Genomic DNA, 11,747 nt, shown 5'->3' with positions numbered 1-11,747 from the left:
TCAAACTCTCCATAAAGGGTAGTTCGACTTGCTCAATTCAATGCTGGTATAACTTTTGCTTCAGCCCCGAAAGGCTTCAGCGTCCGTTTGTTTTAACGCTCGATGTTCAGTTTTCAAGGAGCAATCTCGTTACTGTTCGCCGGCCTTCCTACTCGCAAGTTCTCCGAGCCGACAGCAGTTAACTTTATCAGGTTCGTTCGGGCTTGTCAACTTCTTTTTTGAAGTTCTTTTTCCGAAGCTCGCTTTGGCCTGTCCCCTCGAAGGGGCGAGTACTAATATACCAAGCCGCGCCGAGAAAAGCAACTGTCAATACTTGTATTTTGATTCTGCATCACCTTTCGATTTCCGTTGGTCTAATTTCGCCCGCTTTCACCCATCCCGCATTCGGAATTCACAAAGGCCGACGCACTCCGAGAATACGGAAGACGTCGGCCTTTTTTCGCGCAGAGGACTTAATATAGAAGATTATTCGCTTGGCGCCTCCATGCCTAACAGCGCTAGCAGCTCTCGCTCATCTTCCAATACGGGTACACCGAGATCGCGTGCCTTGGTCAGCTTGCTGCCGGCGCTTTCTCCCGCGATAACGAGATCGGTCTTCTTGGACACGCTGCCGGACACCTTGGCGCCAAGCGCCTCCAGTCGCCGGGAAGCGTCGTCGCGCGTGAGCAGGCTGAGCGTGCCGGTGAGGACGACCGTCTTGCCGAACAGCGGATGGCTCGCATCCGCCGCCTGCGCCGCCGGGCGGTCGGCCTCGGCCTTCACGCCCGCCGCGCGCATGCGGGCGATGCTCTGCTGCATGAGCGGGTCGCGGAAGAAGCCCGCGATGCTCTCGGCCACGATGCCGCCGATATCGGGCAGCGTGACGAGCTCTTCGGCCTCGGCCGCCATCAGCCGGTCAAGGTCGCCATAGTAGTCGGCGAGCGTACGCGTGGTCGCCTTGCCTGTGTTCGGGATGCCGAGCGCATTGAGGAAAGCGGCCAGCTCGCGCGACTTGGACTTTTCGACGGAGGCCAGCAGGTTATTCGCCTTCTTTTCCCCAAAGCGCTCCAGCTTGACCAGGTCGTCGAACTGCAGCTCGTACAGGTCCGCAGGATCGCGAACGTCGAGCGCCGCGAGCAGCTGCCCGGCGGTCTTGCCGCTGAAGGTCTCGATGTCCATGCAGTCGCGGGAAGCGAAGTGCGTAATGCGGCCCACGATCTGCGGCCGGCAGCCCAGACGGTTCGGGCAGAAAAGATGCGCCCCGCGCAGCTCCAGCGGCGTATCGCAAGCCGGGCACACCTCCGGTACGGCAATCTCGAGCCCCGGCTCCTCGTCGGCCTTGCCGAGAATCTCGGGAATGACATCGTTGGACCGGCGTATAAACACGCGCGTCCCGAGCGCATGCGTCAGATTCTTGCGCGCAATGTCCCCGATATTGTTGAGCGTGCAGTTCTGTACCGTCACGCCGGCAAGCTCGACGGCTTCGACGCGCGCGAGGGGCGTCACCTTGCCCGTGCGTCCGACCTCCCAGGAGACGGACTCCAGCACGGTCGTCGTCTCCTCCGCCTCGAACTTGAAGGCCACGGCCCAACGCGGAAACTTGTCCGTATAGCCAAGCGCCTCGCGCGTGCGTAAATCCGTCACCTTGACGACGGCCCCGTCGATCAGATAGTCGAGCTCGTGCCGGAACACGACGATCGCGTTCAACTCCTCGGCGACCTCCTCGATATTATCGTAGTAGCGTTCGAAGTTATTGACCGGCAGAGCGTTGTCCCGGAGGAAGGCCAATATCTCGCGATGGTTCGCGAACGTGATGCCGGCGGCGTCCGAGAAACCGACATTATAAAAGAACGCATCCAGCTTGCGCGAGGCGGTAACCGCCGGATTCAAGTTGCGGAGCGCGCCGGCGGCGCCGTTGCGGGCGTTCTTGAGCGGCTCCGCCGCGGTACGGTTGTAGGCTTCGAGCACGGACAGGCGCATGATGCCTTCGCCCTGAACTTCGATCGGGCCGCCTTTATAAGGAATCGACAGCGGGATTGAACGAATCGTTTTGACCTGTGCCAAAATGCCTTCGCCGACGGCGCCGTTGCCGCGCGTAGCCGCTTGAACGAGCTCGCCGTTCGCATAGGTCAGGTTGAGCGTGAGTCCGTCGAACTTCTGCTCGATGACGTATTCGGGCGCAGGCAAAGGCGTGTCCGGATTACGCGCGTTGTAGTCCGACACCAGCTTGTTCACGCGCTGCGCCCATGCATTAAGGTCGTCCAAGTTCTGCGCCTTATCCAGGCTCCATAGCCGCGCCATGTGGCGATGAGGCTCGAAGCCCTTCAAAATCTCTCCGCCCACGCGATGGGTCGGCGAATCGGGGAGCGCGGTCCCCGTCTCTTTTTCCAAGGAAACAAGCTCATCGTACAGATGATCGTACTCCCGATCGCTGATGGAAGGATTGTCTTCGGTATAGTAACGCCGGACGTGGACGTTCAGTTCGTCGACCAGCTGTCTCATCCGCTGCAGCGGCTCCGTCATGGCTATTCGGCCTCTCTCGCGATCCCGGCGCGCCGGGTTGATGGTGGTGCGGATTTGATTCAAGCGCCCCGAATCTCGTGTAAAAAGGTACAACCGACGCAAAACGGGGAGGGTTTAAACATGGATAACCAAACGGATAAATATTACGATAGCCAGGAGAGGCACTCTCCGGGGCGAGAGACGTATTATGTCTCGGTATCGGCCGGAACGATAACGAAGGAAGAAAATCATACGACCGATCAATTGAGCGTATTCGCGACGGACCGGGAGATCGATCTATTGATGTCCTTGTTCGCCAAGCGGGCGAAGACGGACGATCTGACGTCTCTGCGCGGCATCATCCCGTACAAGTCCGCGGATCACGACCCGGCCACGGACAAGTACAACGAGCAGATGCTGGACATCTACCGCACGATCTTCAGAATCGGCACGGAGGAGACGCGCAAGCATCTCATCCATATGGACATTCTCAACGTTTTGAAGGATCCCGATACCCATCTGCCGGGCTATCACTGAGATTTATGTAAAGCGAGGCCGCTGCGCCCTTGAGGCGCGGCGGCTTTTTTTTGGATGCTGGCGTGCGAAATCAGATCTTGGTAACGGGCGCGAAGGCCGCGAGCAGACGCTTGAGACCGACGGGTGCGGGAAAAGCGATGTTAAGCTCCGTGTCGCTGCCGCTCCCCTTGACGGCGACGACCGTGCCCACGCCCCACTTGGCATGCTGCACCTTGTCGCCGGCCGCGACGGAGAGGCCTTGACCGCCGCCCGCCGCGGGTTGCGGGCTAGCTGCCGGACGCGTGCCTACGCCGTAGCTCGCCGGCGGCTGCCCTGGAGGCCTCGCCGCTCCGGGAGCGCCTCCGGCCTGCGGACGGCTGCCGAAACCGCCGGCCGCCGCCCCGCCGAAGCCGCCGGCCTGCGGCCGCGCGCCAAAGCCCGTCTGTGCGCCTCCGCCGCCAAAGCTGCCTCCTGCGCCAGGTCCCCGCCCGCCGCCGATCCGCGAGCCAAACCCGCCGAATGAGCCGCCGATACGCCCGCCCCTCATTTCCACCGATTCCTTGAGATTGTCCGGAATCTCCTCCAGAAAGCGCGACGGCGCGTTGGCCGCCGTGCGTCCATAGAGCAAGCGGCTCTGCGCGCAGGTGAGGTACAGCTTCTTCTCCGCCCGCGTGATGCCCACATAAGCGAGCCGCCGCTCCTCCTCCATCTCGTCGTTGTCCATGAACGCCCGGCTGCCCGGGAAAATCCCCTCTTCCATGCCGACGATGAACACGACCGGGAACTCCAGCCCCTTGGCGCTGTGCATCGTCATAAGCACGACGGCATCGCCCTTCTCCTTGTCGTCCTCGTCGTCTCCCATCGAGTCGATGTCCGCGATCAGCGCAAGATCCGTCAGGAAGGCGACGAGCGACTTGTCCTCGTTGCGGTTCTCGAACTCCTGCGTGACGGACAGAAACTCCTCGATGTTCTCCAGTCGCGCTTGCGACTCGATCGTATTCTCCCGCTGCAGCTCCATCCGATAGCCGGACATCTCCAGCATTTTCTCCGTCAATTCGGTTACGGACAGGTATTCGACCATCGCGGTCAAATTCGCGATCAACGCGCTGAACTCGGAGAGCGCCGACTTGGCGCGCGCTTGAATGTCCAGATGGTACAGGCCGTCGCCGAGCAAGCCTTCGCCCTGGCTGATCAGCTTGTAGATGGAAATGCCCTGGCGCTGCGCCTCCTCCAGCACCTTCCCCATCGTCGTATCGCCGAGCGCGCGCTTGGGGACGTTGATAATGCGGTTAAGGCTGATATCGTCGTCCGGATTGGAGATCAGCCGCAAATACGCCAGAATGTCCTTGATTTCCTTGCGGTCGTAGAACTTGGTGCCGCCCACGATCTGATAAGGAATCTCGGATTTGATCAGAATTTCTTCCATGACCCGGGACATCGCGTTCGTGCGGTACAGGATGGCATGATGATCGTAACGGCGCCCGTTCTGCCTGTTCTTGCGAATCTCGCCCGCGACGAAGTATCCTTCTCCATGCTCCGAATCGCCTTGGTACACCGTGATCTTGTCCCCGCCGGCGCTGTCGGTCCACAGATTCTTGGGCTTGCGGCCCATGTTGTTCTTGATGACCTGGTTGGCCGCCTCCAGGATGTTGGACGTCGAGCGATAGTTCTGCTCCAGCAAAATCGTACGCGCTTCGGGATAGTCGGCCTCGAAGTTAAGAATGTTCGTGATGTCCGCGCCCCGCCACCGGTAGATCGACTGGTCGCTGTCGCCGACGACGCAGATGTTGTGGTGCTTGGCGGCGAGCATTTTGCAGATCATGTACTGCGCCTTGTTGGTATCCTGATACTCGTCCACGTGAATATAACGGAACTTGTTCTGGTAAAATTCAAGCACTTCGGGCACTTCGCGGAACAACTGGATCGTGAGCAAAATGAGGTCGTCGAAGTCGAGCGAATTGTTCGCCTTGAGACGGCGCTGATACTGCGTGTACACCCTGGCTGCGATCGTCTGGAAATAATCGCCTGCGCGCGCCTCGTATTGCTCCGGCGACAGCAGTTCGTTTTTTGCGCCGCTGATCATCGCCTGTACCGCTTTGGGCTCGAACTTCTTGGTGTCGACGTTCTGCTCCTTCATGACGCCCCGGATGACGGACAACTGGTCCGCCGAGTCGAGAATGCTGAAGTTGGAGCCGAAGCCGATGCGCTCGATATCCCGCCGCAGGATCCGTACGCTCATCGAGTGAAACGTGCTTACCCAAACGTCGCGTCCGCTCGCTCCGATGAGCTTGGAAACGCGGTCCTGCATCTCGCGCGCAGCCTTGTTGGTAAAGGTGATCGCCAGAATGCTCCACGGCGCCGCGATGCGCTTGGCGATCAGATAGGCGATGCGGTGCGTGAGCACGCGCGTCTTGCCGCTGCCCGCGCCGGCCATGATAAGCAACGGCCCGTCTGTTGCGACGGCCGCCTCTCTTTGCTTGGGATTCAGCCGGTTCACGGCTTCGTCGATATTAAACGTCGTCCCGGACGACGGTTGTGCCGGTTCAAAAAACATAATGATAACGCTCCTTTGCTTGTAGCTTATGGGAGGCGTCTATTCGCCTCGCCGCGCGTCCCTGCCCAGGACGCGCCTCCCGCACCGACCGCGCGCTTCGCGGCGTCGACCGTCTCAAGCGCAGCATGCAGGTCGCTGTAGATGATATTACCCACGACAACCGTATGCGCAGACTCCGCGGCCGCTCTTGCCTGCTCGGGCGTGGCGATGCCTCCGCCGTAGAACAGCCTCGCCTGCGTCAGATGATCCCGAACCTTGCGGACCAGCCCCATATCCCCGAACGTGCCGCTGTACTCCAGGTACAGCACGGGAACGCGCCAGAGCCGGTCGGCCAACTGACTGTAAGCCAGCACCTCGTCCATAGTGAGATCCGTGCGGGCCTCGGTCACTTTTGCCGCGGTGCATTCGCCGTTGAGAATCAGGTAAGCCTGAGCTGCCGTAAGTTCCCAAGGCATGAACGCGCCATAATCCGCCAATGCCTCGACCTGCCTGCCGACAAGCCAATCCGTACGCCTCGCGTTGAGCACCATCGGCACGAAGTAGCCGTCGAAGCCCGGCACGGCGCTCTCGGCGCCGGTCAGCTCCAGCGCGCAGGGCACCTCGAAGCGGCGGATCCTGGCCATGAGCTCCACCGTGTTGTCGTAAGTAATGCCGCTCGAGCCGCCGACCAGGATGCCGTCCGTGCCGGACAAGCAGACCCGCTCCAGCGCCTCGTCGGAAATCTCGCGGTCCGGGTCCAGCTTGAATACGTGCCGCCACGCGGCATACATATCCGAAAATGCGATCATGCGTTCCTCCACGGCGTTTACCCCTAGTCTACAGGAAATCGGGGCACGGGGGAAGGCGAACGGCTTGGATTTTCCCACGCAAAATACTGGAGTCGCGCCTACCGCCGCTTCTATCGCGTTTGCGGCGCGCCAGGTCGCTGAGTTATGCGGCGCTATCGCGTATCGCCATAAGGATTCCCCTCCCGGAAATAATGTTAAAACGAAAACAATAAGCCGCCACTCCCGAAGGAAAGGCGGCGTGTGCTTCACGCGGTATTCACTCTATTCATTCAATTATCCGCGCAGCTTACTCTCCAGATACGCCTTGAACGCATCGCCCAGATCCGGACGCTGGAGCGCGAAGTCGACGATCGTCTTCAGATACCCCAGCTTCTCGCCGGTGTCGTAGCGATCGCCTTCGAAGGCGTAGGCGTATACCTCCTCTTGCTGCAGCAGACGGAAGATGGCGTCCGTCAGTTGGATCTCTCCGCCCGCGCCGGTGTCCTGCGTCTCGAGGAGGCCGAAGATAGCCGGCGTCAATATGTACCGGCCCATAATCGCGATATTGGAAGGCGCGCGATCTATTGCCGGCTTTTCCACGACGCCCCGCACAGGAACGATATCCTGGCTCAAATCGGCCCCTTCCGCCGGATCCACGACCCCGTAGCGGGAGATTTCATCGTCAGGCACGCGTTTGACGGCCAGCACGCTGCTCTGCACCTTGTCATAGACGTCCATCATCTGCTTCAGGCACGGCGTCTCGGAGCGGACGATATCGTCCCCGAGCAGCACGGCGAACGGCTCGTCGCCGATGAAGTTGCGGGCGCACCAGATCGCATGGCCGAGACCTTTGGCTTCTTTTTGCCGAATGTAGTGAATATCGATCAGATCGGAAGCGTGCTGCACCTCGGAGAGCAATTCAAGCTTGCCCTTCTGGCGCAGATTCTCCTCGAGCTCGTAGTAGCTGTCAAAGTGGTCCTCGATGGCCCGCTTGCCTTTGCCGGTCACGATGATAATGTCCTCGATGCCCGAGGCGACGGCTTCCTCGACGATGTATTGAATGCCGGGCTTGTCGATAATCGGCAGCATCTCTTTGGGCATCGCCTTCGTCGCGGGGAGAAAGCGTGTGCCGAGTCCCGCTGCGGGGATAATGGCCTTGCGGACTTTCATGAGACAGGCATCCTCTCTATATTATGCGTGCCGTCCTTGATACGCCGGTATTCCTTGCGGCGCGGCCGGCAGACGCCCGACTCCGATGCACACCACGCCTTGCGCGTTCAGCGCGTGTGCGTCCAAGCAGTTGCGTCCATCTAATATTATAGGCCTGCTCATCCAGCTTTTGTAGTCTTCTGCCGATATTTTGCGAATCTCGGGCCATTCCGTCACGACGATCGCGGCGTCCGCGCCCCGCAGCGCCTCCTCGGCGGAGCCGTACAGCCCGATGCCGGCAGGCAGCTGCCGCTTCATCGCGACGTCGACCGCAGGATCGTAAGCGGCCAGGGTGATGCCGGGATAACGCTTCTTGAGCTCTGCGATCAGTCGCAGCGAAGGCGCTTCGCGCAGGTCGGCCGTACCCGGCTTGAAGGCCAGCCCGAGCAGCGCGACGCGACGCCGCGACAGGCCGCTGAGCGCCGCTTCAAGCTTGCGCGCCATTCGCTGCGGCAGAACGGCGTTGGCACGGATGGCGGCGGAAGCGACGGTCTGGGGCGCGCCGGCCTCGCTGGCAAGCCGTACGAGCGCCCGCGTATCCTTGGGCAGGCAAGAGCCGCCGAAGCCAAGGCCCGCGCCAAGGAAGTGCGGACCGATGCGCGGATCGAGCCCCAGGATGCGGGCAATGTCCGGGTAGTCGGCGCCGGTCTGCTCCGAAAGCGCCGCCATCTCGTTGGCGTAAGAAATCTTGATCGCCAGCGCGGCATTGGCCGCGAGCTTCGCGAGCTCTGCGCTCCGCCGGTCCGTGTGAACGACGGTCGTGGACAATCTTCTGTACAAGCGGTCCATCAACTCGGCCGCTTCGTGCGCTGCCGACCCGATGACGATACGCGAAGGCTCGAAGAAGTCCCGCACCGCGAAGCCTTCACGCAAAAATTCGGGCACGGACACGACGTCGACGCCGCAATCCGCCGGCAGCTTCGCCCGAAGCCGCGCCTCCAGCCGTTCCGCCGTGCCTACGGGCACCGTGCTTTTCACGGCAATTAGCCTCCGCATGCCGCCAGCCCGGGGCCAGAGCATATCCGCGGCTTCCCATAGCTGGGACAGCAGGATCTCCCCGTCGTCCGTCGCAGGCGTGCCGACAGCGAGGAATACGATCTCGGCATCGCCGATCGCGGGCGACACGCCCATACCGAAAGAGAGACGTCCCGACTCCAGTCCCCGGTCGACCAATTCCGCAAGTCCCGGCTCCAAGTAAGGCAGACTCCCGCTTGCAATTCGCTCTATTTTATCGCCGTCCGAATCGCTGCAATACACCTGGTGTCCCAAATCCGCAAATCCGGCCGCCGTCGTCAATCCGACAATACCCGCTCCAACAACCGCGATTTTCATGAACGTTACCTCCTAGAAATCCATTGTCGTCCGTTCATTGTAACAACGGGACCTCAAGCCTGAATGCGCTTCAGGTTAACGGAATGTAAAATTCATCCTGCGCTAACAGTTCTGGCGTCCAAGCCGATATGCCCGAAGATTCGTATCAGACTCGCAGCTGCGCCGCATCGCAAAAAAGCCGCTTCATCCCGAAGGATAAAGCGGCTTGCCCTATTTTCTCCAGCCGACGCCCGACCGCTTACTTCACCAGTTGCCCGCGCGTTACGCCGAGCTGGTTGATCGCCTTCAGCTTCTTCCACACCTCGGTGCCGCCGATGCGGCCCTGCATGGCAGCGCGGTACAGCGCCAGCACCTCGCGAACCTTGTCCGCGTCTTCTTCGAGAAACTCGACCCGGTAGGAAGGTACGCCCAGCTCCTGGAACGTCGTCAGATACTCCGCGCCCGACTGCTCGATCGCGTTGTACACCGTGTTGCGGCAGCCTTCGTCGACGCGAACGGGGTGCGAAAATCCGATGCGGTCGCGCAGCGAAGCGCGGGACTCCTCGCAGGGACGTCCGCAGTTCGTGAAGTTCGTCCCTTCGCTCATGAACGTGCAGTATACGCAATGCTCCGTGTGGAACATCGGCAGATGCTGGTGGATGACGAGCTCGAGCCTCGACGTGTCCGACAAGCGCAGCATGTCCACCATCTGCTGAACGTTCAGGTCGTACGAAGGCGTCACCCAGTCGAGACCCGCTTCGCGGAACAGCTCGACCGTCTTGTGGTTCGCCACGTTCAGCGAGAAGTCCCCCATAAGCGTCGGGTGCTTGGCGCCGGGATTTTCCATGCGTTCCTTCAGGTAAAAATAGAGCGCCCCCGTGTTGCGCACGAGCACCGCGTCCGGCGCAAGCTTCAGGATGTTGCGGTGGTAGCCGTTCTCGCCGGGCATGTGAATGCGAGGCGTCGCCAGGGCGATCGGCTTGCCCGCCGCGCGGCAGACCGCGATGGCGTCGGGAAATTGCTTGATAAATTCGAAGTCCGCGTAAATCATCGCGGCATCCGTCTCCACGGCGGCCTGCACCTGTTCGAGCGTCCGGCACAGGACGGTCAGCCGGCCGCCGCCGGTCTCGAGCACGGACGGCGCCGGGTGCGGCGCGTCGCCGTAGGCATCGACGTCGCGCTTGACATAGACCGGCGGACGGTCGCGCAGCGGCTCGAGCTGCAGCACCGCTTCGCGGCGGATGCGGTTCAGCTCGCTCTTGGGCACGATGACGCCGCCCTCGAGCGACACTGTCAGCTCGCCGAGATGATACAGCGAGCCGCCGAGACGCCCGAGCTGCTCCTCGAGCACTTCGCGGCCGAGCGGCCGGTTCATCGCGCGCTCGAGCGGCATGTCGGACTGCACCACGACGGTCGTATTTTTCTGCGCGTCGGTCCAGATCGTGCGAAGCGGCTCGCCTTCGCGACCGGACACGGTGACGGACACCGGGAACGTGCGATACGGCTTGTCCGTCTCGAACGTCGTCCGCAGACGGCGGTCGAGCGCCGGATCGCTCGTCTTCCAGATGCGGTCGCCGACGTGAAGCTTGGTCAGGTCGACGTCATTGCGGCCCATGACGATCTCGATCTCGCCGCCCTGCGCAACCTCGCCTTCGATCTTGACCTTGCCGCGGCGCAGGTCGTACACGCGTCCGCCTTCTTCCTTCTTGGTCGGGTCGCCGGCGTCGAAGACCAGGCCGTCGCCGCGCTTGAGCGGCGCTTCGATCAGGCAGACGACGCTGTCGCGGGTCAGCCGCTCCACGCGTCCAAGATACACGCCCCGGCTCTTCGGGAACGTGCCCTCGACGAGCTGCTTGTTGTTCGTTCCGTCGAGGAAGCCGTGCGTAAAGCCGCGCGAGAAGCTCTGCTGCAGCTCGCGGACCTCCTCCGCCGAAGGCCTCGCGTCCTGGCCGGCGAAGTATTTGTCGATGGCGCTGCGGTACTTGCTCACCACATTGGCCACATACTCCGGGCTCTTGAGCCGGCCCTCGATTTTGAACGACGTGACGCCCGCCTCGATCAGCTCCGGCATGATGTCGATCGCCGCCAGGTCCTTGGGCGACAGCAAATAAGCGATGTTGCCCATCGGCTTGTGCTCGCCGTCGACCATCAGATCGTAAGGCAGTCGGCAGGCCTGCGCGCATTCGCCGCGGTTCGCGGAGCGCCCGCCCCACATCTCGCTCGTCAGGCATTGTCCCGAATAAGACACGCAGAGCGCGCCGTGCACGAACACCTCCATCGGCAGCTTGGCCTGCTCGCCGATCTTGGCGATCTGCTTGAGATTGTTCTCCCGTCCGAGCACGACCCGCTCCATGTCGAACGGCTTCGTGAACTCGACCGCCTCCGGCGAGGTAATCGTCATCTGCGTCGAGCCGTGAATCGGAAAGTCGGGCGAGATCTCGCGAATCAGCTTGACTAGGCCGAGATCCTGTACGATGACCGCGTCGACGCCAGCGTTGATGCATGCTTCGACGAGCTCCTGCGCATTGCGCAGCTCGTCCTCGAACACGAGGATGTTAAAGGTGAGAAAGCCTTTGACGCCGTACCTGTGGAGGAACGCCATGATCTCCGGCAGCTCTTCCATCTTGAAGTTGTTCGCGCGCGCCCGCGCATTGAATTTTTCCACGCCGAAAAAGATCGCGTCCGCGCCGTTCGCGACGGCCGCCCGCATGCATTCCCAGTCTCCGGCGGGAGCCAACAGCTCTATATCTTCACGCCGCACCGCGGCTTGATTGCTCATGTATGGTTAACCTCCATGCCGCCTCGAGGCGGCGTTCTCTCTATTAGTATAGCAAAGCGTGCAAGCTCCGGCCAAAGGCAATTCCAAACAACAAAAAAGGACCGGATGTCAGCGCATCCGGCCCGCGATA

The 11,747-nt window shown here is 61.3% G+C and carries 7 protein-coding genes; 1 reads left to right on the top strand and 6 read right to left on the bottom strand.

Annotated features, from left to right (window positions below; genetic code table 11):
• Window positions 1-465 precede the first annotated feature (465 nt).
• On the bottom strand, window positions 466-2,502 hold the full coding sequence (ligA, locus tag ACFOTD_RS11685; RefSeq protein WP_378118811.1) for an NAD-dependent DNA ligase LigA: 2,037 nt from the start codon (window positions 2,500-2,502) through the stop codon (window positions 466-468).
• 120 nt (window positions 2,503-2,622) lie between these two features.
• On the opposite strand from ligA, the gene ACFOTD_RS11680 reads away from it, so the two are divergent.
• On the top strand, window positions 2,623-3,018 hold the full coding sequence (locus ACFOTD_RS11680) for a hypothetical protein (protein WP_378118809.1): 396 nt from the start codon (window positions 2,623-2,625) through the stop codon (window positions 3,016-3,018).
• A gap of 70 nt (window positions 3,019-3,088) precedes the next feature.
• Here ACFOTD_RS11680 and pcrA read toward each other — a convergent pair whose 3' ends face one another.
• The 5 genes from pcrA to ACFOTD_RS11655 all read right to left on the bottom strand — a co-directional run bounded on the left by pcrA (window position 3,089) and on the right by ACFOTD_RS11655 (window position 11,617).
• Window positions 3,089-5,551 carry a DNA helicase PcrA gene (gene pcrA / locus ACFOTD_RS11675; protein ID WP_378118808.1) on the bottom strand — a complete coding sequence of 821 codons (2,463 nt, stop codon included), beginning with the start codon at window positions 5,549-5,551 and terminating at the stop codon, window positions 3,089-3,091.
• A gap of 26 nt (window positions 5,552-5,577) precedes the next feature.
• On the bottom strand, window positions 5,578-6,339 hold the full coding sequence (gene pcrB, locus ACFOTD_RS11670) for a heptaprenylglyceryl phosphate synthase (protein ID WP_378118806.1): 762 nt from the start codon (window positions 6,337-6,339) through the stop codon (window positions 5,578-5,580).
• 273 nt (window positions 6,340-6,612) lie between these two features.
• Complete coding sequence (galU, locus tag ACFOTD_RS11665; protein WP_378118804.1) at window positions 6,613-7,488, bottom strand: UTP--glucose-1-phosphate uridylyltransferase GalU; 876 nt, start codon at window positions 7,486-7,488, stop codon at window positions 6,613-6,615.
• Window positions 7,489-7,509: 21 nt separating this feature from the next.
• On the bottom strand, window positions 7,510-8,859 hold the full coding sequence (locus ACFOTD_RS11660; protein WP_378118802.1) for a UDP-glucose dehydrogenase family protein: 1,350 nt from the start codon (window positions 8,857-8,859) through the stop codon (window positions 7,510-7,512).
• A 238-nt stretch (window positions 8,860-9,097) separates the two neighbouring features.
• Complete coding sequence (locus ACFOTD_RS11655; RefSeq protein ID WP_378118800.1) at window positions 9,098-11,617, bottom strand: U32 family peptidase; 2,520 nt, start codon at window positions 11,615-11,617, stop codon at window positions 9,098-9,100.
• Window positions 11,618-11,747: the final 130 nt, after the last annotated feature.

The sequence above is a fragment of the Cohnella sp. GCM10012308 genome, from assembly GCF_042649185.1.
In the GTDB taxonomy this organism is placed as follows: Bacteria; Bacillota; Bacilli; order Paenibacillales; family Paenibacillaceae; genus Cohnella.
Note: the sequence above shows the minus strand (reverse complement) of the source record. Positions and strands in the feature narration are given on the sequence as shown.

What these genes read in the sequence shown, in the direction of transcription:
- pcrB (WP_378118806.1), bottom strand. Translation starts at nt 6,339, where the DNA reads ATGATCGCATTTTCGGATATGTATGCCGCGTGGCGGCACGTATTCAAG.
- pcrA (WP_378118808.1), bottom strand. Translation starts at nt 5,551, where the DNA reads ATGTTTTTTGAACCGGCACAACCGTCGTCCGGGACGACGTTTAATATC.
- ACFOTD_RS11680 (WP_378118809.1), top strand. Translation starts at nt 2,623, where the DNA reads ATGGATAACCAAACGGATAAATATTACGATAGCCAGGAGAGGCACTCT.
- ACFOTD_RS11660 (WP_378118802.1), bottom strand. Translation starts at nt 8,859, where the DNA reads ATGAAAATCGCGGTTGTTGGAGCGGGTATTGTCGGATTGACGACGGCG.
- ligA (WP_378118811.1), bottom strand. Translation starts at nt 2,502, where the DNA reads ATGACGGAGCCGCTGCAGCGGATGAGACAGCTGGTCGACGAACTGAAC.
- ACFOTD_RS11655 (WP_378118800.1), bottom strand. Translation starts at nt 11,617, where the DNA reads ATGAGCAATCAAGCCGCGGTGCGGCGTGAAGATATAGAGCTGTTGGCT.
- galU (WP_378118804.1), bottom strand. Translation starts at nt 7,488, where the DNA reads ATGAAAGTCCGCAAGGCCATTATCCCCGCAGCGGGACTCGGCACACGC.